The following is a 19,447-nucleotide window of genomic DNA, read 5'->3' as shown; positions in this document are numbered from 1 at the left end:
ACGCATTCCCACACCCGCCCGGTTCCGAGGACTCACCCCCATGACCCTTCCCTCCTGGAAAAAGATCCTGCTGTACGTCGCGGTTCCGCTGGCGCTTCTGTGCGGACTGGTCTTCACCGTGCTGGTTGCGCGGCTCCACGAGTTGGATACCTATAAGGACCAGCTCCTGGCGGAAATCCGGAAGGAACTGAACCGCCCCGTGACCTACCGCACGGGGGAGGTGTCACTGCGGTTCGGACCGGCCTTCACTTTTACGGATGTGAAGATACTGGAACGGGACGGCAGCACCCCCTTTGCCACCGTCGCGACGATCCGGTTCCGGCTGGCGATTCTGCCCCTGCTGGAGAAAAAGGTCATCCTCCGGCGGGTAGAGCTGGAAAAGCCTGTCGTGCAACTGGTGCGGAACAAGGACGGCATCCTCAACATCGACGACCTGTTGCGCGAACGGGAGACGAAGAGCACGATGGAGCTGCGGGTGCGGGGGGTGAGGGTCAAGCAGGGGAACCTGATCTTCACCGACCACGCGGCGGTTGGCGGCCCGCTCGTCACCGCCCTCAGGGAGGCCGACCTGTTCATCGGCCGCCTGGTGCGGGGCAAGGAAAGCCCCATCTCTATCGAAGGGCGCCTCGTGGACGGGAAGAACGAGAGCCCCGTGGCCATCGAGGGCAAGCTGAAGCTGCCCGCTAAAAACGCCCCCCTCACCACCGCGCACCTGGATGCCCGGGTGAGCCTCCACAACATCAACGCAAGCCACTACTGGCCCTATTACAGCAACCTTGTCCCGTTCCAGCGCATGAGCGGGCGGTTTAACCTTGACTGCACCGTGGACGGCACGCCGCTCGAGTTCACCTCCAAGGGATCGCTGCAGGTGGCGGGACTGCGCTTCGTCTACCCGGAGGTGTTCCGCCAGCCGCTTACTCCCGCCGATGTGCGCCTGGCCTATTCCCTGACGCGGACCCCCAAAGAGGTTAACATCTCCTCCGTCGACTTCCGCATGGACGGCCTCACCGTGAAGGGGGGGTGCGCGGTGAAGGACATCCACACCTCTGATCCCCGTATCGTCGCGTGGACCACTATCGCCCCCTTCCGGCTGGAGAAGTTCTTTTACTACATCCCCTTCGGCATCATCGCCGACGACGCGTCCCAGTTCATCGAGCAGCACATCAAGGCAGGATACTTCCGGGTGGACGAAGGACGGCTCGACGGCCGCGTGAGCCAGATCCTGACCATGGAGAAAGGGGAGAACTACAACGTGCTCCGGGTGCGCGCCACTGCCCTGGAAGGGGCCGTGGTCGACATGGGAGACGGCTGGCCGGTCTTCAACAGCATCAAGGGAGACCTGGAGCTGGCCGGCAAGAACTTCACCCTGCGCAACATGTCGGGAAAGTTCGGGACATCTCCCTTCACCCTCAACGGCATGATCAGCGACTACTGCCTCGACACGCCGTCGGGCTACCCCTTCAAGGGCGTTTTCACGCCACGCAAGGCGGAGCTGGACTGGCTCTTCGGCAAGGAAGCGGCGGCATCGCTCCAGTTCACGGGCGACTCGATCCTCAACCTGTCCGGCGAAGGGGGGACGGCATCCTACACCTTTACCGGCGACTGCAACCTGACCGCCGCTGACTACTCCTACGGGAAGTCCTTTGCCAAGCCGGCGGGCCAGGTAAACAGCCTGGCGTTCCGAATGAACCTGCTCCGCAACGGCGACCGGTCCCTGTCGTGCCAGTACGCGCTCCCTCCCCTGGCCCTGTCTATCGCGGCCCGGTTCCAGGACGGGAAGTCCCTGCCCACGCAACTCGACATCTCCTCGAACCAGTTTGCCATGGGGGCGCTCGCGGCCAACATCCCCAAGGCGAAACCGTACCATCCCCAGGGGAAAATGCAGATTTCCGCCCGGGCGGAGGGGGTGGCCGAAAGCCTGGCCGACATGAAGTGGAGCGGCCTGGTGGCGCTGGCGGGGGCTTCATTCAAGCCGGCCGAGTCGGTGAAGCCTCTCAGCAACGTGACCGGCACGCTCCGGTTCAAGGGCAACTCTCTGGAAAGCCCCCGGCTCTCCCTGATGCTCGGCAATTCACCGCTTCAGGGCAAGGGGTCCCTGACGAACTTCAGCGATCCGTCCTTCACCCTGGATGTCTCGTCTCCGGCCCTCGACCTGAACGACGTGGGCCTGAGGCACCCTAAGGGCACCGTGAAGATCCAGAATTTCCAGGGCACCCTCACCTACCAGGACGACGCCCTCAAAATCCGCTCGCTTGCGGGCAAAATCGGCTCGTCCCAGCTCTCCGCCAAGGGGACCGTGACCCAGATGCGGCAGCCCAAGATTGATGTGAGCGTCACCTCTCCCACTATCGACCTGGACGACATCCTGGCCCTTTCTGCCCTGGAACGGGAACGGAAGCAGGGGGACGAGGGGGGCGCAGTCACAGTAAAAGCCACCATAGACGCCGATTCGGCCTCATTCGGCAAGATGGCGGCCCGGCATCTCCACACGGTAGCCCTCTACGAGAACGGCATCCTCTACCTGCAACCCTTCGAGTTCAGCGCCTACGGTGGGCGAATCTCCGGCACGCTCCGGGCCGACGGGGGAGGGAACGGTCCGTCCCGCTACCAGGTGAAGCTCAAGGCGGACAAGGTATCAGCCGAACCGCTGATCAACGCGGTGGACCTGATCCCCGGCGACGCCATCGTCACCGGCACCCTGTCGCTTCAGGCCGACGTGACCGCCAGGGGGGCGACCATGGCCGACCTGCGGAAGAGCCTGCTCGGCCACGCCACCCTCCGGTTCGACGACGGCAAGATGCGCAAGTTCAACGTACTGTCGAAGGTATTCTCGATCCTGAACGTGTCCCAACTCCTCAAGTTTCAGCTTCCCGACATGGTCAAGGACGGCATGCCCTACAACAGGATCACCGGCACCTTCGCCATGAGCGACGGCGTGATCTCAACGGAGGACCTCTTCATCGACAGCAATGCCATGAACATTTCCACCGTGGGCAAGATCGATCTGGTGCGGGAGGAGCTTGCCGTCACCGTGGGGGTCCAACCCCTCCAGACCGTGGACAAGGTGGTCAACCGGATTCCCATTGTCGGCTGGATCCTGACCGGCAAGGAGAAGCACTTCATCACCACCTACTTTGAAGCCAAGGGGAAGATATCCAACCCCACCGTCACCGCGATCCCGGTAAAATCCATGTCGCGGGGGGTGTTCGACATCTTCAAGAGGGTATTCCAGCTCCCCGCGAAGCTGATTACCGATACGGGAGAAGTCGTCATCGGAAACTGACCGGCGCGGTAAACGATCCGCCGTTACTCATCCGCAACTTTTGCTGTTGTAAAATATTCGGGTTGTATGGTAGCTTTTGCCCTTGTGAGAAACTAACCACAGGAGGATACAGGTGAAAAGATCAGTATTGGTAGCGCTCGCCGTTGTTTCGCTCGCCGCCGCCGGATGCAAGGATAAGCCCAAGGCCCCCGAGACCGCTGCGCCTGCTCCGCAAGAGCAGAGCGGCATGCCCGCAGGCATGCCGGCAGGTATGCCCCCCGCACCCCAAGGCGAAATGCCCAAGGACGCCGTTCACGGCGGAGGAGATCCCCACGCCGGTCTCAAGCCGGTTGAAGTCCCCGCCGGCGTAGGCCACAAGGGCAAGGTCCTCTCCACCATGGACGCTGCCGGCTACACCTACCTGGAGGTGGAAGAGAAGGGACAGAAGCTGTGGGTTGCCGTCATGCAGACCAAGGTCAAGGTCGGCGATCAGGTTGAGTTTCCGGATTCACCGCCCATGCTCAACTTCCACAGCAAGACCCTCAACCGGACCTTCGAAAAGATCATTTTCGCTCCGGGCATCAGAATCGGCGGCAAGTAACCTGCAGACAGCAACGCAAAAGGCGGCACACCCCACGGTGGCCGCCTTTTTTGTTTCCTCTTCCCGCGTTTATCTCTCTTACTCTTTCAGCTCCTTCAGCCGCTCCCGGGCCTCGACGTCACCGGGGTTCAGCGTGAGCGCCGCCTCGTAGTTGCGACGGGCTCCCCGCCGGTCACCGTCGTGCAGGCACAGATCGCCGAGGGCAAGATGGGCGGGGATGTGCGCCGGCACAAGTTCAAGAACCCTGGTGAACATCTGCCGGGACTGCTCCAGGTCGCCGACGCTCCCGTGGAGCCCGCCCAGAGCCAGCCAGCCCCAGGGATTGGCCGGCTGTCGGTGGGTAATCTGCCGGTAGCAGGCCTCGGCTTCCCGCCATTCCTCCCGTTCCTCGTACCAGCCCCCCTCCGCCAGGGCACCGGCATGGCACCAGCCGACGAGCTTCGCCTGACGGGCAAAGTCGGCGGGTCCGAAGCGGGCCTTCCGTCCAACCCGCGCCAGGGTTGTCAGCAGCCGGTCAATGGACCGCTGCACCGTCGCGTCCTTCCTGACGAAGCAGGCCTCGCCCTTTTCCCGCTCGAAGAGATCGGCCGGCACCCGCCCCTCGCGCACCGCCTCGGCAAAAAGCGCCGTGCCGGGATAGTAAGCCAGGGGGGCCACGTGGCCGTCATGGGGGCGGATATCTTCGATGAGGCGCAGAGTAGCCCGCAGGTCCTCCTCGTCCTCGCCGGGCACGCCGGCAATCAGGTAGATGGAGAGATCCATGCCGGCACGGCGGGTAGCCGCGGCGGCGCGCTGCACTTGGTCCGGGGTGATCCGCTTGCCGAGCCGGGCAAGAATCCGCTCGGAGCCGGACTCTACCCCGTACTGGACATACTCGCAACCGGCACGCCGCATCCAGAGGAGCATCTCCTCGTCGACGCAGTTCACCCGTGACTGGCAGCTCCAGAGGATATGGAGCCCTTCGGCCGTCAGCAGGCGGCAGAACTCGATGACCCGGTCGGCGCGGGCCGTGAACGTATCGTCGCGAAGCGAAAATGAGAGCAGGCCGAACCGGTCGCGGATATAGCGGATCTCGTCGACCATGGCCCGGGGCGAACGGAGGCGCAGCGACGTACCCCAGAAGCGCGGCGACGAGCAGAAACGGCAGGAGGCGGGACACCCGCGGGAGGTAATGACGAACTCGAGCTGGCGCCGAAGGTCGCATCCCAGGGCGTTATCGAAGTAACGCGCGGGCACCGGCAGGTCGTCGAGATTCCGCAACGGTGCACGGGACGAATGGCTGATCCCGCTCCCCTCCCGAATCGCCAGGCCCGGGATGCCGGCGAGGCTCCGATTACCTTCCGCCACCGTCCGGACAAGCTCCAGCATGGTTTCCTCCCCCTCGCCGAGGACCACGGCATCCACCTGGGGGTGATGCTGAAGGATCATGTCGAAGGAGTGGGTCGCATGAGGGCCGCCAAGCACCGTCAGGCACGTGGGGTCGGCTGTTTTGGCGCTGGAGACGAGCCTGAGTGACTCGAACCGGTTGTGGGTGTACTGGGAGATGCCGAGGATGGTCGGCCGTTCCCGGCGGAGCAGGGCGTCCACCTCTCGCCATCCCATGGTCGACAGGTTGGCGATGCGGGAAGCGAAGCCCTGTGCCCGCAGGAGCCCATTCAGGTAGCCGAGCCCCGTGGGCAGCAGCGACGCAAAGGGATCCCGCGCCCCAGCATGGTGGGATTTATAGGCGAGAAGAACCTGCATTGCCGAATTCCCGTGCTATCCTGGCCGCGAGCGGAATATCCGCGGGAAGAAGGTCGAAGGCGGGCACCTCCGCCGGGGCGACCCACCGGTGTCCGGCCACGTCGCGTTCCTGCAGCTCGCCGCCGGTCCAGGTGCAGCGGTAGGCCAGCACTATCACGGCCCGTTCGGGATAACGGTAGTAGATTACGTCGTAGATCCCCTCAACCGCCACCTCCATGGCAAGCTCCTCCAGCACCTCCCTGACGATGCACGCCTCGGGATGCTCTTCGGGTTCCACCTTCCCTCCCGGGAATTCCCAGAGCAAGGGATAGGGCGCATCGGGCTTCCGCCGGGTCAGGAGAATCAGGCCGTTGTGCTCGATAATGGCGGCGGTGACGAGGAGCGGGTACATGGTGCCTCAAAAAAAAATCCGGTCCACGGACCGGATTTTGGAATGATTGACCGACAGGTGCTACTTCAACAGGCCAACGCCGAGGGTATCGTTGGCAAGGATGTCTTCGATCCCCTCCTCTTCCACGCCGGTCAGCAGGTCGTCCAGCGTAAGCACGTCGGGGTTGATCTGCGAAATACGCTTGGCGCCGATGAAGCGGGAACGGTAGTAAGGGGTATCGATTGAGGAGATGACCACTCGCCGGTCCCGTGAAGAGGCGTGGATCATCTTGTTGTTGCCGAGATAGATGCCCACGTGGGAAGGGAAGCGGGCATAGGTATGAAAGAAGAGAAGATCGCCCTTCTGAAGGTCTCCGGTGGCGACCGGGTTGCCCACGTGGAACTGTTCGCGGGCGGTGCGGGGCAGGGTTACGTCCAGCTCGCGGAAGACGTGCTGGACAAAGCTGGAGCAGTCGAGCCCCTTGCGGGTGGTCCCGCCGAAGCGGTAGCGGGTGCCGATGAAACTGTAGGCTGTCTTTTTCAGCTCGGTTACGCCATCGCCGCCAAGGGTTACCCCTTTGGTGAAATCGGCCTGTGTGTCTTCGCCGCTCTCGCCCACGAGTTCCGCGAGGCTGCGTTCGTATTCGCTTTCGTTATAGATGTCGAGGCTCTTGAGGGGCTTCTTGAGAGCGAGCTTCCTGGCCGGTTGCTCCTCGTCGGCAACGGCCCGAAGCGCCAGTACCTGGCCGGGCTTGACCCTTTTCTTGCCGAGGTTGTTCAACTGTCGCAGATCATTCACGGACACGCCGGTCTTTCGGGCGATCCGGATCAGAGTGTCGCCCTTGCGCACCTTGTAGGTAGCGACCTCGGCCACGGGCTCCGCTGCGGCAGCCTCGGAACGAGGAGGGACAACCAGGATGGTGCCGGGCTTTACGCGAGTATTGGCAAGGTTGTTGGCTGCTTTGAGATCGGCGACGCGGACGTGGTACTTGCGGGCAATGGAAGAAAGGGTTTCGTTCTTTTTGACTTTATGGCTTTTGGCGGCAAGCGCCAAGGAGGGTAAGGCTAAGAGGATGAGGACGAAGATGGTAAGTCGCAATCGTATACTCATGTATCCCTCCTTCCCTATTGTTTTATTAAATAACGCAAGCAGCCTGCTTTTTATAACAAACTGTCACGCAAATGTCAAACTCTTTCCTTAAAAAATACAGCAAATCAACTACTTGACAGACGTAACCACGACCACTCGCACCGGCTCATCACGCAACACCCTGATCTGGGGCGACGGCGACACGACCCGCCGCTCGACGACTCCGCCCCGGCGCAGACCGGCAAGGTCCACGGTTTCCGTGGGCAGGGATTCGAGCCCTTCAAGGAGATGGCCGGGACCCTCCACAACCACCGTATCGGGGTCAGCGGTCACGCTTCTGAGCTTTGCCCTGCCCGGCAGTTGTCCTGTCAGCTTCGGCCGCACCCGGAGCTGCTTGCGCTCCTTGCCCGCGATGGTCACCTTCACCATCGGCGGATTGATGCCGGTGACGACCACGCCCAGGGGAAGATTCAGGTCGTCGTCCTTGACCGCGAGGCTGTTGACCCCGTCGTGCACGCCCGCCAGGTTCAGGTCGGCCACCAGGTCAAGCTGCCGAGGCGACGGGATGAGACTGGTGAAAACCTTGAGCTGGACCTCCACCGACTCGGGAACGCTCTTCACGAGGACCGAACGGGGGGGCAGGTTATGAAACTTGATCGGCACGGTGACTGTAAAAATCCCGCCCTCTTTTGTCGTCACCACCAGCCAGCCTGCTATCACAATAAGCGTTGTGACAATTTTAGGCACCAGGTTGCGCAAGAGGCGTTGGCGCAGAGTAAACGCAACGTTTTCCGGGCGTTGGGGGTAGAGAAGCCCTTGAATCACCTCGGCAAACTCCTCCGGCGAGGCGATCTTCCGGTACTCTCCTGCAAGCGCCATGCCCACCTCTCCTCGCTCTTCCGATACGATGATGACCACGGCGTCGGACCGTTCGCTGAGCCCGATGCCGGCCCGGTGGCGGGTCCCGAAGTTCTGGGGGAGCTCCGTCTTCATGGAGAGCGGCAAGTGGCACGACGCCTGGCTCACCCGGCCGTCCTTGATGATCACGGCGCCGTCGTGCAGGGGGGTACCGTTCCGGAAGATACTGCCCAAGAGGTGACTGCTCGGGAGTCCGTCGACCTTCACCCCGTGCAGGAGATAGTCGTCAAGGGCCTCCTGGCGCTGAAGAACGATGAGAGCGCCGGTCCTCTCCCGCGCCAAGCCGAAGACGGTGCGGCCCAATTCCGCCAGATCGAGCTCACCGCCCCCCTCCTGCCGGCCGATGAAGGTACGCAACAGGCTGAAGCGGTACAGGGCCTGGCGGATCTCCGCCTGAAACACGACGATGATAAGGACGAAGAGGACTGTGCCGAGCTCCTGGAGGATCCAGCTCGTCATGAACAGCCCCAGGTTGCGTGTGACGAAGTAGACCCCGGCCAGAATCCCGAGCCCGATCAGGACCTGCATGGCGCGGGTGTGCCTGAACCAGCTGTAGAGACGGTAGGCCAGGAAGCTCATGATGATGATGTCGGCGATATCCTGCCAGCGGATCAGGTGAAACACGCGGTTGCCCCATTTTTCCCGGAAAAGGTGAAGCCGGCCCCGCCCGCATGCCGTCCCTCGAAAGTACTGGCATGGCCGGGCCGTTTTGTGCTACAAACGACAGACTTGTTCAGAATGCGTGAAGAATCTGAATTTATATCACTTCTTTGATTGCAAGGACAGAAAAATAACTATGTACCGGCTTACGGAAAAAGGCGAACGCATCCGCGACATGTTCAGCGACATCGCCCCCCGCTACGACTTTCTTAACCGGCTCCTTAGCTTCGGCGTGGACCGGCGCTGGCGTCGAAACGCCGTCAAATGCATCCGGTGGAGCGAAGGCGGGCGCGTACTCGACGTGGCCACCGGCACCGGCGACGTGGCCCTGGAGATTGCCCGGCAAACGCCGCCGTCGGTCGCTATCGTAGGCGTCGACTTTTCCGAGGGAATGGTTGCCCTGGGGCGCGACAAGGTGGCCGGCTCCCCCTACGCGGGCCGGATCACCATGGAAATCGCCCCCTGCGAGGCGATCCCTTTCCCCGACGACACGTTCGATTCGGTGACCATCGCCTTCGGCATCCGCAACGTGGTTGATCGCAGCCAGGGGCTCTCCGAGATGCTGCGGGTCCTTAAGCCGGGCGGCCGGGCTGTCATCCTCGAATTTTCCACCCCCCGTTCGCGGCTCTTCAAGAGGATCTACTCGTTCTATTTCCTCCGGGTTCTTCCCGTAATCGGCGGGCTGTTCTCGCAGTTCGGCGCCTACAAGTACCTGCCCGATTCGGTGCTGGAGTTCCCGAGCCAGGAGGAGTTCAAGGCGCTCATGGCCTCGGTCGGCTTTCGCGACACCGCCCACCGGGACCAGACCTTCGGCATAGCCACCATCTACACCGGCGAAAAAGGGCTGAAATAGCGGAGTTTCTTGACATCACGCCCCGGATTCCGGTATAACAACGGCCGTTGTCACTTCTCTCCAAGGGGCACCCCATGTTCGTGGTCGCCAATTTTCTGCTCGCCATCGCCAAGGTCGCCGACATTCTCCTGACGATCTACCTCTACATCATCATCGCCCGGGCCATCATATCCTGGGTCAACCCCGATCCCTACAACCCGATCGTGAATTTCCTCTACCGCAGCACCGAGCCGGTCCTCTCCCGGGTCCGGCGGATCCTTCCGGACCTGGGGGGCCTCGACCTCTCCCCCATCCTGGTGCTGGTCGCCATCTACTTCATTCAGAGCTTCGTGATCAGGACCATCTACGATTTCGCCTTCCGGATGAAGCTCGGCACAGGGGCCATGTGATGAAAATTACCCCCCTCGACATCCAGCAGCAGCAGTTCAAGGGCAAGATGCTCGGCGGCATCGACCCGGAGGACGTGGATTCGTTTCTCCAGTTGGTGGCCCAGGAGATGGAGGGGCTCATCAGGGAAAACACCGACCTGCGTGAGCAGTGCCGGAAAGCGGCCGCCGACGCCGAGCAGACGGCGCGCCAGGAGCGCGAGTTGCGCGAGGCCATGCTCGCGGCTCAAAAGATCACCGAGGAGATGAAGGCCAACGCCCAGAAGGAAGCGTCGCTCATCGTCTCCGAGGCGGAGGTGAAGGCGGAGAAAATCCTCGTGGACGCCGAGCGCAGGCTCGGGCAGCTTAACGAGCAGCTTCAGGATCTCCGTCGCCAGAAGCTCCAGTTCGAAAGCGCCTTCAAGGCTCTGCTCGACACCCACTACAAGATGATCTCACTTGAGGATGCCTGACCCCCCTTCCCCTGCACCGCGGATTACCGATTCCGCCAACGGCGTCACCTTTTCGGTCCACGTGCAGCCCCGGGCGTCGCGCAACGAAATCTGCGGCGTCCAGGGGGAAGCAATCAAGCTGCGGCTCACCTCGCCACCGGTGGAGGGTGAGGCGAACCGCCTCTGCGTCGAATTCCTCGCCAAGCGGCTCGGCGTGCCCAAGTCCTGCGTCGCCATCATAGCCGGCGAAAAGTCCCGCCACAAAACCATCAGGGTTTCCGGCTCCGACGCAGCCGCCGTGCTGGCCCTGCTCGAAAACAGCCGCCGGTAGCCCGCAGTATCCAGCGCGGCGTCGAAAATGCTCCCGTGGGGTTGACAAACCGATGGGGGGATACTTATAGTAAATCGTAACGATTTTTCAGGAGGTTGTCTCATGCCACTCTATGAATACCGCTGCGACGCGTGCGACAAGCAGTTCGAGCTGCGTCAGAAATTTTCCGATGCCCCGGCCTCCGAGTGCCCCTCCTGTGGAGGCCCCGTACACAAGCTGATCTCCCAGAGCGGGTTCGCCCTCAAGGGAGGCGGCTGGTATGCTCAGGGTTACAGCTCCGGCGGAGCCGGCAAATCCGAGGCCCCTGCCTGCCCCTCGGGGGGCACGTGCGCAGGATGCCCCTCAGCGGCATAAGACCGCGCCAACAAGATCCCCTGGCCCTGCCGGGGGATTTTTTTATCCCGCGGGGCCGGTAATCTGACTTTACAACAAGGGCCCCTTTCCGTATCATTCTGTGGCTGTTCTCACCATTTTTCCCTGCCGGGACGCACATCCAGAAGGAGCCCACCCATGGCCACAATCATCGACGGAAAAGCCATTGCCGAAAAGATCCGGGCGGACCTCGCCGCCCAGGTGAAAGAACTGCAGTCCAGGGGAATAACCCCCGGCCTCGCCACGGTCCTGGTGGGGAGCGACCCAGCCAGCGAAGTCTACGTCCGGATGAAGGGCGATGCCTGCAATAAGCTCGGCATGCACTCGGTGAAGATCACGCGCCCCGCGGAAACGACCGAGGAGGAGCTCCTCGCGCTCATCAACGAACTCAATAACGATCCGGCGATCCACGGCATCCTCGTGCAGCTCCCCCTTCCGCCGCAGATCAACGCGGATCGTGTCCTGGAAGCCATCTCACCCGCCAAGGACGTGGACGGCTTCCATCCTTACAATGTGGGACGCCTGGTGACCGGCAAGCCGACCTTCCAGCCCTGCACCCCCTACGGCGTAATGGTGATGCTGCAAGAAGCGGGAGTCGACTTGGCCGGCAAGGAAGTGGTGGTAGTGGGACGCTCAAACATCGTGGGCAAGCCAGTGGCACTGATGTGCCTTCAGCGCAACGCCACCGTCACCATCTGTCACTCGAAGACCCGCGACCTCCCCGGCCGGGTCAGGGCCGCCGACGTGGTCATCGCCGCAGTCGGGGTCCCCGAGATGATCAAAGGGGACTGGATTAAGGAAGGAGCGGTTGTCATCGACGTGGGCGTCAACCGGGTGGGAGAAAAGAAACTTGTGGGAGACGTGGAGTTCGCCGCAGCAGCCGAACGGGCTTCGGCCATCACGCCGGTCCCCGGCGGGGTGGGCCCCATGACCATCACCATGCTTCTTCACAACACCCTTGAGGCCGCAAAAATGGCGGGTTCCGGGAATCGCTAGCCTGGCACCGGAATCACGATGATAGTCAGCAGGCAGAAACCCTTCGCCGATATCCTGGCCGCCTTGGACGGCGTCTCGCGGGTCTTCGTGATCGGCTGCTCCAAGTGCGCCACCGTCTGCAAGGCCGGTGGCGAGGAGCAAGTCTGGCAGATGCAGGAGCGCCTCACCGAGGCGGGCCGGGAGGTGACCGGCTCCCTCGTCATCGATGAGGCGTGCCACATGCTGCGGGTTCAACGGGACCTCCGGGCCAAGGGCGAAATGGTCCGCAGCGCCGAAGCGCTTCTGGTGCTCGCCTGCGGCGCCGGGGTCCAGTCAGTTTCCGCGAGCACGGACAAACGGACCGTGGCGGGCCTCGACACCCTCTTCCTCGGCAATATCCGCCGGTTCGGCCAGTTCGAGCAGCGCTGTTCCCTGTGCGGGGCCTGCCGCCTGAACGAGACCGCCGGCATCTGCCCCGTGACGCTCTGCCCCAAGGGAATCCTCAACGGTCCCTGCGGAGGTATGGACGAAGGGCGTTGCGAGGTGAAACCCGATGCCGAGTGCGCCTGGCACCAGATATTCACCCGCCTCCACGGTCAGGTGGAAACGGGTCCCCTGGCCGAAACCACTCCCCCTGCCGACTTCTCCACCTGCCGCCGGCCGGCGGACCTGAAACTCGACAAATGACCGGTACGCCGTCATCACTCAGCGCCGCCCTCGCCGCAGGCCACTTCGTCGTCACAACGGAGATCTGCCCGCCCAAGGGGAGCAATTGTACCGAATTCCTCCGCAAGGCCCGGGCCCTGCGCCAGGCCGTCGATGCCGTGAACGTCACCGACAACCAGGGGGCCAACATGCGGATTTCCCCCCTGGCGCCGGCGGCGCTGCTGGTACGGGAAGGGATCGAGCCCATCCTTCAGCTCACCTGTCGCGACCGCAACCGGATGGCGCTCCAGAGCGAACTGCTGGCCGCCTCTGCCCTGGGGATCACCAACGTGCTGGCGCTCACCGGCGACTTCATCACCTTCGGCGATCACCGGGAGGCCAAGCCGGTGTTCGACCTGGACTCGGTTCAGCTCCTGCGGATCATTACCGGGCTCAATGAAGGACGGGACCTCTCGAGGACGGCCCTGACCGGCGCCACTTCGTTCTTTGCCGGAGCCGCGGCGGCCCCCGAAGCGGAGCCTTTTGCACTCACCCTCTCCAAGCTGGCGAAGAAAGCTGCTGCCGGAGCCCGATTCCTCCAGACCCAGGCAGTCTTCTCGCCGGAGCGGTTCGCCCGGTTCGCCGATGCGACGCGCCCTCTAGGCATGAAAATCATCGCAGGCATCCTGTTGCTGAAGTCGCCCGGCATGGCCCGTTACGTGACCGAACGGGTGCCGGGCCTCAAGGTCCCCCCCGAACTTGTTGCGGAGCTAGAGAGTGCCAGTGATCCGCTGGCCGCCGGCGTCGAGATAGCCCGGCGGACCGTGGCGGCGGTCAGACCCTTCTGCGACGGAGTCCACATCATGGCCATGGGGCGGGAGGACCTGGTCCCCGCCATCGTTGCCGGTGTGGAACGGGACAGTCAGGAACACACTACGATCTGAAAGGAGTCGGATCATGCAGGTAAAAAAAGCGGTATTCCCGGTGGCGGGACTCGGTACCCGGTTTCTTCCGGCAACCAAATCATCTCCCAAGGAGATGCTCCCCCTGATCGACAAGCCGCTGGTCCAATACGTGGTGGAGGAGGCGGTTGCCTCGGGCATCGAGCAGCTCCTCTTTGTGACCGGTCGGAGCAAGCGGGCCATTGAGGATCACTTCGACATCTCCTTCGAGCTGGAAGCGCTGCTCCAGGAAAAGGGGAAGGATGACATGCTCCAGGAGGTGCGGGAGATTGCCGACATGGTGAAGATTTTCTATGTCCGGCAGAAACAGGCCCTGGGACTCGGCCACGCCATCCTCTGCGCCAGGGAATTCGTGGGCGACGAACCCTTCGCGGTCCTGCTGGGGGACGACATCATCGACGCGGAACAACCCTGCCTGGGCCAGCTCCTGGATGTCTACCGTAAATACCGGGGTCCGGTCGTGGCCCTGGAAAAGGTGCCCATCGAGGCCATCTCCTCCTACGGCTGCGTGAAGGCAACGGGAATAACCGACCGGATCTTCGAGGTGACTGACCTGGTGGAAAAACCTCGCCGCGAGGAGGCCCCTTCGGACATGGCCATCATCGGTCGTTACGTCCTTACCCCCGACATCTTTCCCATCCTGGAACGCCAGACCCCCGGCAAGGGGGGTGAAATCCAGCTCACCGACGCCCTGCTCACCCTGTCGCGGGAAGAGGCCATTTACGGCTGCCTGTTCAAGGGAAAGCGCCACGACTGCGGCGACAAGCTCGGCTTCCTGAAAGCCACGGTGGACATGGCCCTCAAACGGGAGGAGTTCAACGAAGAGTTCCGGGACTATCTGCGGGAAGTGCTGGCCAGGGGCTGAAAACAGGTATAAAGGGGATGGCCGGACTGCGCCGGCGTCAGCGGAGCGAACGGCTGGCGCCCCGCACGATGCCGTACTGGAAAAAGGCGACCAGGTGGAAGTGATCCTTGGTGTAGCCGCGGGGGAAGCCCCCCACCGTGCCCCCCCTCTTGATGGTAGAAAGGGTCCGCCCCACCTCGTCGTCGAGGATGCGGCTCCCCGAACCCTGCAGGATCTCGTACTTCTCGATCTCACCCGAGCGATTAAAGGTGATCTTCACCGGCACAACGCCCTCAATGCCCAATCGCGCCGCATCGGCCGGGTAGCGCCAGACGCCGTAGACGGCATTCTCGAAACGGCGCAGGAACGAGCCGAACTGGATGTCGTCGGTATCGAGAAACTTGGTGTCCCCCTCCGCCACATCCTCGCTGAATCTTTTTCTATAGTTATCCTCGATCTTTGCCAGCCGCTCCGCGCTCGGCATGAGCTGGGCCATCTCCGGCAGATTCTCCCCCCTGGTCCGCGGCCTCAGGACACCGCCCCCGCCCTGGGAGGGCTCCCGCACGGGGATATCGCCGGGAGACGGCGCCGGCTCACGGGCCGTCGGCTCGCGCTGTGCCGGGGCAGGCCGGGGAACCATCCGCGGCTGCTGCCGCGAGGGGAGCGAAGCAATCCGGTCCCGGTCCATATCGCCGCGAGGGGCCATTTCCCGGGGGACACGGTGCCGATCCTCGGCAAAGCGCCGGGCCTCCTTCCTGTCGGTCGCCGGCGGCTGGGGGGACAGATCGGGGATGTCTTCCAGGTCGATCATGATCGGCTCCTGGCGAACCACCTGCCTCTGCTGCGGGAAAACGAGAAAAAGGGCGAACACGCCCGCATGAAGGAGAAGGGAAAGAATCAGGAGATATAGAAACGATTTTTCGACGTAGTTGTCGGGCATCGGGCTCTCGGGGAGGGGAATCCGGATCACGGGAACGGCGACTGGACAGGGGCTGTCGGAGCGGCCCGCAGATCACCATGCCGACACCCGCTCAATCAGGGACAATTGTACGGGGCCGCCCCGAAAAATGCAATCGCTCAGGGCCCGGTGAAGGTCTGGTAGAGGATGACGAGGCCAAAGACGAGAAAAAGCACCCCGGCCACCCGGTGAATCGTGCCGAGGGGGATGACCCGCATGAGCTGCTTGCCGATGAATATGCCCAGGAGCGATACCCCCCAGAGGGCCAGGGTCGAGCCGGCAAATACCGACAGAGGCGATTCGTGCTGGGCTGCCAGACTGGTGGTTACGAGTTGGGTCTTGTCGCCCAGCTCGGCCAGCAGGATCATCAGAAACGCCGTGAGCATCGGCCCTCGGGCCGAGGCGGGGCCTTTTTCGCCGTCATTGTCACCGTCTCCTCCCCGGAGGGTAGAGATGCCAAAGAAGAGGAAGAGACCGCCTGAGACGAGCTTGATCCAGAAAATGGGCAGCACGGCAAAGAGAAACTTGCCCAGCGCCACGGCGCCCACGTTGAGAACGGCAAACGCCAGGGCGATGCCGATGAAAATCTTCTTCCAGGGGTAGCGGGTGGCCAGGGCCATGGCGGTAAGCTGGGTCTTGTCGCCCAGTTCGGCCAGGAAGATAATACCGAAGGTCGTAAAAAAAACGGCTGCGTCCACGGAAATTGTCCCTCTTAAAATGGTTATGGGCGGAAACAGACCGGGGATGGTACCGCATGTCCCGGAGATATGCAAGGACCGGAATGTGCCGCCACGAAAACCCTTGACATCGCTGGGGCGGCTGATTATCATTTTCTTTGTTAAAGGGGAGTAGCAATCGGCGTTATCCATCCGTGCGCGCCGACCCACGGCTCGTCATCACGGTGGCAACACCCGGGCCCGGGGCTTCGTGAAACATTGATTCCGATGTTGAGCGTTACAGCATGCAAGACCTTTATCCACGGCTCAGTCGCGCCGCGGGTAAAGGTTTTTTTTATTTGCCCCGGCCACAACGCATAACCAACCGGAGGTACCAACACATGATGAACCGACTCAAAACCACCCTGCTCCTGACCCTGCTCACCCTTCTCATGGTGGCCATGGGGAGCGCCATAGGCGGCAAGACCGGCATGGTCTTCGCTTTCTTCATGGCCTGCGCCATGAACTTCTTTTCCTACTGGTTCTCGGACAAGATCGTTCTCTCCATGTACGGGGCAAAGGAGATAACCGAGACCGAAAACCCGACCTTCTACGGCATGGTGCGCCGGCTGGCCGTGCAGGCGGGCCTGCCCATGCCGCGGGTCTACATCATCCCCAGCGACAGCCCCAATGCCTTCGCCACCGGCCGCAACCCCAATCACGCGGCAGTGGCCGCCACCCAGGGCATCCTCCGCATCCTCTCCCCCGAGGAGCTCGAGGGGGTCATGGCCCACGAGCTGGCCCACGTGAAGAACCGCGACATCCTGGTGTCCACCATCGCCGCCACCTTTGCCGGTGCCATCTCCATGCTCGGCAATATGCTCCAGTGGGCGGCCATGTTCGGCGGCGGCCGGAGCGACGACGAGGAAGGGGCCGGCGGCATGATCGGCGGCCTGGCCATGGCGATCATCGCCCCCATCGCCGCCATGCTGATCCAGATGGCGGTATCCCGCTCCCGCGAGTATTTGGCGGACGAGTCGGGTGCGCGCATCTGCGGCAATCCCCAGTCCCTGGCCAATGCCCTGCGCAAGCTCCAGATGGCGTCCCAAATGATCCCGATGCAGCAGGCGTCGCCGGCTTCGGCCCACCTCTTCATCGTCAACCCGCTCAGCGGCAGTTCGCTGTTCAAGCTTTTCTCCACCCACCCCCCCATGGAAGAGCGGATCGCCCGGCTCGAAGCCATGGCGTACAGTAGAAATTTCTAGCGCCCCTTGCAGCGGCGGGGCGGAAGGAGCATACCCCGGTAACCTTCCGCCCCGTCCTCCAGTCACAGATCCCGGAGTTACTCTGAATGGAAATCACTACGATGATGTGGATCGGCTTTGCCGTCATTATGCTGGTTGTTTTCGCCCTCGACCTGGGGGTGTTCAATCGCAAGAGTCATGAGATCAAGTTTCGCGAAGCCCTGACCTGGACCTTGGTCTGGGTCTCACTGGCTCTCTCGTTCAACGCCTGGATCTACTTTGAAATGGGTCCCACAAAGGCGATGGAGTTCTTCACCGGCTATCTCATCGAACAGTCCTTGTCGGTGGATAACCTTTTCGTCTTCATCATGATCTTCACCTACTTCCACATCACCAAGGTCCACCAGCCAAAGATCCTCAAGTGGGGAATCATCGGCGCGCTGGTATTGCGGGCGATCTTCATCCTGGCAGGCATAGAGCTGATCGAACGGTTCCACTGGATGATCTACGTGTTCGGCGGAATTCTGGTGGTGACGGGATTCAAGATGGCCTTCGGCGGAGAGGAAAAGATCGAGCCGGAAAAAAACCCCATAGTGCGGCTCGTGCGCAAGCTGGTACCGATCACCAAACGTATTCGCGACGACCGCTTCTTCATCAAGAAGGGAGGGGTGCGGGCGGCCACGCCGCTATTCCTGGCCTTGGTCATGGTGGAGTCGAGCGACCTGATCTTTGCCGTGGACTCCATTCCGGCGGTGCTGGCGGTGAGCCGGGACCCCTTCATCGTGTACACCTCCAACGTGTTCGCCATCATGGGACTGCGTTCCCTCTACTACCTGCTGGCCAACGTAATGGAGATGTTCGTCTACCTGAAGCTTGGCGTGTCCGTCATCCTGGCCTACGTGGGGGTGAAGATGCTGCTGGTGGACATTTACCACATCCCCATCATCTTCTCCCTGGGAACCATCGTGGGGGTGCTGGCAATCTCGATCCTCACCTCGGTCACCATCGGCAACCGGAGAACCCGCACCGCCCAGCGCGGATAACCAAGCCTTCCCTAACCCTCCCCCGGGCGGGGCCCGGCGTCATCGTCGCGTCCCGCCATTTCCTCCTGATACATATCGAAGAGTGCCAGGAACAAGGCAAGCACGAGGGGACCGATCACGGCCCCCAGCAGCCCGAAGGAGGCAAGACCTCCCAGGCCGCCAATGGCGATGACGAGCACCGGCAGCTTGGCCTTGCCGCTGATGAAAAAGGGACGGATCACGTTGTCGATGGAGCTAACCACGGCAAATCCCCAGATCATGAGCCCGACCCCCTGGACTATTTGCCCGTTAAGCAGCAGGTAGATAGCGGCAGGCAACCAGATGAGGGCCGTTCCCACCACCGGGATCAGGGCGCAGACTGCCATTATGGCTCCGAAGAGGACCGGCGAGGGGATACCGGCAACCAACAGGCCGATGCCACCGAGGGCGCCCTGCACGAGGCAGGTGAGAAAAACGCCGAACATGACCGCTGTGAGCACCCGCCGAACGGTATCGGAAAGTTCGATCTTGTGCTGCTCGGTGAGGGGAATGATCGCGAGAACCCGGCGCTGGACCCGTTCGCCGTCGAGATAGATGAAGAACAGGGCAATCACCATCAGGATAATCTTGAGGATAAAGAGGAAGGCGTTCTTGACCGCCTCCTTGGAGTAACCGAGGATCTTGGCCGCCACCTCTTTCACCTCGGGGAGAAAGGTGGTGTCGATCTCAAGGCTGAGGGGGCCGGTGTAAGCCTCGATCCGCGTAATCCAGGGGTGTATCAGGTGGTGGGCCCGAATCTTGGCCAGCACCGCCTCTCCTCCGTCGGCGGCGACCCGTTCCAGGAACTGGTAGGCGAGGGTCGCTTCCTGGATGATGAAGAACGTGAGGCCGACCACGGGGACCACGAGGGTGATGACCACTGCGGGGGTCATTATTCCCGCGGCAAGCAACTCCCTGCCGCCGACCCCGGCCCGGAGCTTCCGGTAGAGGGGAAAGGTGAGCACGCCGATGACGGCGGCCCATCCCAGCGGCGCCAGGAACGGCGCCACAATGGCATAGACGAGGTACAGCATGAGGGCAACGGCCAGAAAACCGAGCAGCGCGAAAAAGTGTCCCCGGTCCATG

20 protein-coding genes are annotated in these 19,447 nt (G+C 62.3%); 13 read left to right on the top strand and 7 right to left on the bottom strand.

The genetic code is table 11. From position 1 onward, the window contains the following. Positions 1-40 precede the first annotated feature (40 nt). The gene (locus GS_RS04380) at positions 41-3,283 is read left to right on the top strand and encodes an AsmA family protein (RefSeq protein ID WP_010941537.1); all 3,243 of its coding nucleotides are present in this window, start codon (positions 41-43) and stop codon (positions 3,281-3,283) included. A gap of 112 nt (positions 3,284-3,395) precedes the next feature. Further along, on the top strand, positions 3,396-3,863 hold the full coding sequence (locus tag GS_RS04375; RefSeq protein WP_010941536.1) for a lipoprotein: 468 nt from the start codon (positions 3,396-3,398) through the stop codon (positions 3,861-3,863). Positions 3,864-3,941: 78 nt separating this feature from the next. Here the strand turns inward: GS_RS04375 and GS_RS04370 are convergent, their stop codons facing one another. The 4 genes from GS_RS04370 to cdaA form a co-directional block, all read right to left on the bottom strand. After that, positions 3,942-5,606, bottom strand: coding sequence for a B12-binding domain-containing radical SAM protein (locus GS_RS04370; protein ID WP_010941535.1), 1,665 nt, complete (start codon positions 5,604-5,606; stop codon positions 3,942-3,944). Further along, complete coding sequence (locus GS_RS04365) at positions 5,584-5,997, bottom strand: (deoxy)nucleoside triphosphate pyrophosphohydrolase (protein ID WP_010941534.1); 414 nt, start codon at positions 5,995-5,997, stop codon at positions 5,584-5,586. Before GS_RS04365 ends, GS_RS04370 begins: the two co-directional genes overlap by 23 nt. 60 nt (positions 5,998-6,057) lie before the next feature. Continuing rightward, positions 6,058-7,086 carry a C40 family peptidase gene (locus GS_RS04360; RefSeq protein ID WP_010941533.1) on the bottom strand — a complete coding sequence of 343 codons (1,029 nt, stop codon included), beginning with the start codon at positions 7,084-7,086 and terminating at the stop codon, positions 6,058-6,060. 108 nt (positions 7,087-7,194) lie between these two features. Next, positions 7,195-8,607 carry a diadenylate cyclase CdaA gene (gene cdaA, locus GS_RS04355; RefSeq protein WP_010941532.1) on the bottom strand — a complete coding sequence of 471 codons (1,413 nt, stop codon included), beginning with the start codon at positions 8,605-8,607 and terminating at the stop codon, positions 7,195-7,197. A 118-nt stretch (positions 8,608-8,725) separates the two neighbouring features. Between cdaA and ubiE the strand changes: the two genes are divergently transcribed. From ubiE to galU, 9 genes are all read left to right on the top strand, one after another. Beyond that, positions 8,726-9,496 carry a bifunctional demethylmenaquinone methyltransferase/2-methoxy-6-polyprenyl-1,4-benzoquinol methylase UbiE gene (gene ubiE, locus GS_RS04350; protein ID WP_010941531.1) on the top strand — a complete coding sequence of 257 codons (771 nt, stop codon included), beginning with the start codon at positions 8,726-8,728 and terminating at the stop codon, positions 9,494-9,496. 74 nt (positions 9,497-9,570) lie between these two features. Then, the gene (locus GS_RS04345; RefSeq protein WP_010941530.1) at positions 9,571-9,885 is read left to right on the top strand and encodes a YggT family protein; all 315 of its coding nucleotides are present in this window, start codon (positions 9,571-9,573) and stop codon (positions 9,883-9,885) included. Next, positions 9,885-10,334 carry a DivIVA domain-containing protein gene (locus GS_RS04340; protein ID WP_010941529.1) on the top strand — a complete coding sequence of 150 codons (450 nt, stop codon included), beginning with the start codon at positions 9,885-9,887 and terminating at the stop codon, positions 10,332-10,334. Before GS_RS04345 ends, GS_RS04340 begins: the two co-directional genes overlap by 1 nt. Next, a complete protein-coding gene (locus GS_RS04335; protein WP_041914001.1) occupies positions 10,327-10,644 on the top strand; it encodes a DUF167 domain-containing protein in 318 nt (105 codons plus the stop codon). Before GS_RS04340 ends, GS_RS04335 begins: the two co-directional genes overlap by 8 nt. A gap of 102 nt (positions 10,645-10,746) precedes the next feature. Continuing rightward, positions 10,747-10,998 (top strand): FmdB family zinc ribbon protein, encoded by a 252-nt coding sequence (locus GS_RS04330; RefSeq protein ID WP_010941527.1) that lies wholly within the window; start codon positions 10,747-10,749, stop codon positions 10,996-10,998. Positions 10,999-11,154: 156 nt separating this feature from the next. Next, on the top strand, positions 11,155-12,012 hold the full coding sequence (gene folD / locus GS_RS04325; protein WP_010941526.1) for a bifunctional methylenetetrahydrofolate dehydrogenase/methenyltetrahydrofolate cyclohydrolase FolD: 858 nt from the start codon (positions 11,155-11,157) through the stop codon (positions 12,010-12,012). 18 nt (positions 12,013-12,030) lie between these two features. Continuing rightward, positions 12,031-12,678: a methylenetetrahydrofolate reductase C-terminal domain-containing protein gene (locus GS_RS04320; protein ID WP_010941525.1), complete on the top strand. Its 648-nt coding sequence runs from the start codon at positions 12,031-12,033 to the stop codon at positions 12,676-12,678. Further along, positions 12,675-13,580, top strand: a complete 906-nt coding sequence (locus tag GS_RS04315; protein WP_010941524.1) for a methylenetetrahydrofolate reductase — start codon at positions 12,675-12,677, stop codon at positions 13,578-13,580. The genes GS_RS04320 and GS_RS04315 overlap by 4 nt, the downstream gene beginning before the upstream one ends. A gap of 13 nt (positions 13,581-13,593) precedes the next feature. Beyond that, the gene (gene galU, locus GS_RS04310; protein ID WP_010941523.1) at positions 13,594-14,463 is read left to right on the top strand and encodes a UTP--glucose-1-phosphate uridylyltransferase GalU; all 870 of its coding nucleotides are present in this window, start codon (positions 13,594-13,596) and stop codon (positions 14,461-14,463) included. Positions 14,464-14,500: 37 nt separating this feature from the next. Here galU and GS_RS04305 read toward each other — a convergent pair whose 3' ends face one another. Together GS_RS04305 and GS_RS04300 are read right to left on the bottom strand one after the other, a co-directional pair. Next, positions 14,501-15,382, bottom strand: a complete 882-nt coding sequence (locus GS_RS04305; protein WP_010941522.1) for an energy transducer TonB — start codon at positions 15,380-15,382, stop codon at positions 14,501-14,503. 137 nt (positions 15,383-15,519) lie between these two features. Further along, entirely contained in the window at positions 15,520-16,098 is a 579-nt protein-coding gene (locus GS_RS04300; protein WP_010941521.1) for a TMEM165/GDT1 family protein, read from the bottom strand. Positions 16,099-16,460: 362 nt separating this feature from the next. Here GS_RS04300 and htpX point away from each other — a divergent pair, with 362 nt between their 5' ends. After that, the gene (gene htpX / locus GS_RS04295) at positions 16,461-17,321 is read left to right on the top strand and encodes a zinc metalloprotease HtpX (RefSeq protein WP_193360263.1); all 861 of its coding nucleotides are present in this window, start codon (positions 16,461-16,463) and stop codon (positions 17,319-17,321) included. 86 nt (positions 17,322-17,407) lie between these two features. Continuing rightward, on the top strand, positions 17,408-18,343 hold the full coding sequence (locus GS_RS04290) for a TerC family protein (RefSeq protein ID WP_010941519.1): 936 nt from the start codon (positions 17,408-17,410) through the stop codon (positions 18,341-18,343). 11 nt (positions 18,344-18,354) lie between these two features. On the opposite strand, the gene GS_RS04285 is transcribed toward GS_RS04290, so the two are convergent. After that, positions 18,355-19,446 (bottom strand): AI-2E family transporter, encoded by a 1,092-nt coding sequence (locus tag GS_RS04285; RefSeq protein ID WP_010941518.1) that lies wholly within the window; start codon positions 19,444-19,446, stop codon positions 18,355-18,357. Position 19,447: the final 1 nt, after the last annotated feature.

It is taken from the genome of Geobacter sulfurreducens PCA (genome assembly GCF_000007985.2).
Lineage (GTDB): Bacteria > Desulfobacterota > Desulfuromonadia > Geobacterales > Geobacteraceae > Geobacter > Geobacter sulfurreducens.
The sequence above is the reverse complement of the archived record's forward strand: the minus strand, read 5'-3'. Positions and strand labels throughout refer to the sequence as shown.

Excerpts from the sequence above, each read along its gene's own strand:
- GS_RS04305 (WP_010941522.1), bottom strand. The coding sequence starts at position 15,382 with ATGCCCGACAACTACGTCGAAAAATCGTTTCTATATCTCCTGATTCTT.
- GS_RS04345 (WP_010941530.1), top strand. The coding sequence starts at position 9,571 with ATGTTCGTGGTCGCCAATTTTCTGCTCGCCATCGCCAAGGTCGCCGAC.
- galU (WP_010941523.1), top strand. The coding sequence starts at position 13,594 with ATGCAGGTAAAAAAAGCGGTATTCCCGGTGGCGGGACTCGGTACCCGG.
- GS_RS04335 (WP_041914001.1), top strand. The coding sequence starts at position 10,327 with ATGCCTGACCCCCCTTCCCCTGCACCGCGGATTACCGATTCCGCCAAC.
- GS_RS04360 (WP_010941533.1), bottom strand. The coding sequence starts at position 7,086 with ATGAGTATACGATTGCGACTTACCATCTTCGTCCTCATCCTCTTAGCC.
- GS_RS04340 (WP_010941529.1), top strand. The coding sequence starts at position 9,885 with ATGAAAATTACCCCCCTCGACATCCAGCAGCAGCAGTTCAAGGGCAAG.
- GS_RS04285 (WP_010941518.1), bottom strand. The coding sequence starts at position 19,446 with ATGGACCGGGGACACTTTTTCGCGCTGCTCGGTTTTCTGGCCGTTGCC.
- GS_RS04290 (WP_010941519.1), top strand. The coding sequence starts at position 17,408 with ATGGAAATCACTACGATGATGTGGATCGGCTTTGCCGTCATTATGCTG.
- GS_RS04315 (WP_010941524.1), top strand. The coding sequence starts at position 12,675 with ATGACCGGTACGCCGTCATCACTCAGCGCCGCCCTCGCCGCAGGCCAC.
- GS_RS04380 (WP_010941537.1), top strand. The coding sequence starts at position 41 with ATGACCCTTCCCTCCTGGAAAAAGATCCTGCTGTACGTCGCGGTTCCG.
- GS_RS04320 (WP_010941525.1), top strand. The coding sequence starts at position 12,031 with ATGATAGTCAGCAGGCAGAAACCCTTCGCCGATATCCTGGCCGCCTTG.
- htpX (WP_193360263.1), top strand. The coding sequence starts at position 16,461 with ATGAACCGACTCAAAACCACCCTGCTCCTGACCCTGCTCACCCTTCTC.
- GS_RS04330 (WP_010941527.1), top strand. The coding sequence starts at position 10,747 with ATGCCACTCTATGAATACCGCTGCGACGCGTGCGACAAGCAGTTCGAG.
- GS_RS04365 (WP_010941534.1), bottom strand. The coding sequence starts at position 5,997 with ATGTACCCGCTCCTCGTCACCGCCGCCATTATCGAGCACAACGGCCTG.
- GS_RS04370 (WP_010941535.1), bottom strand. The coding sequence starts at position 5,606 with ATGCAGGTTCTTCTCGCCTATAAATCCCACCATGCTGGGGCGCGGGAT.
- folD (WP_010941526.1), top strand. The coding sequence starts at position 11,155 with ATGGCCACAATCATCGACGGAAAAGCCATTGCCGAAAAGATCCGGGCG.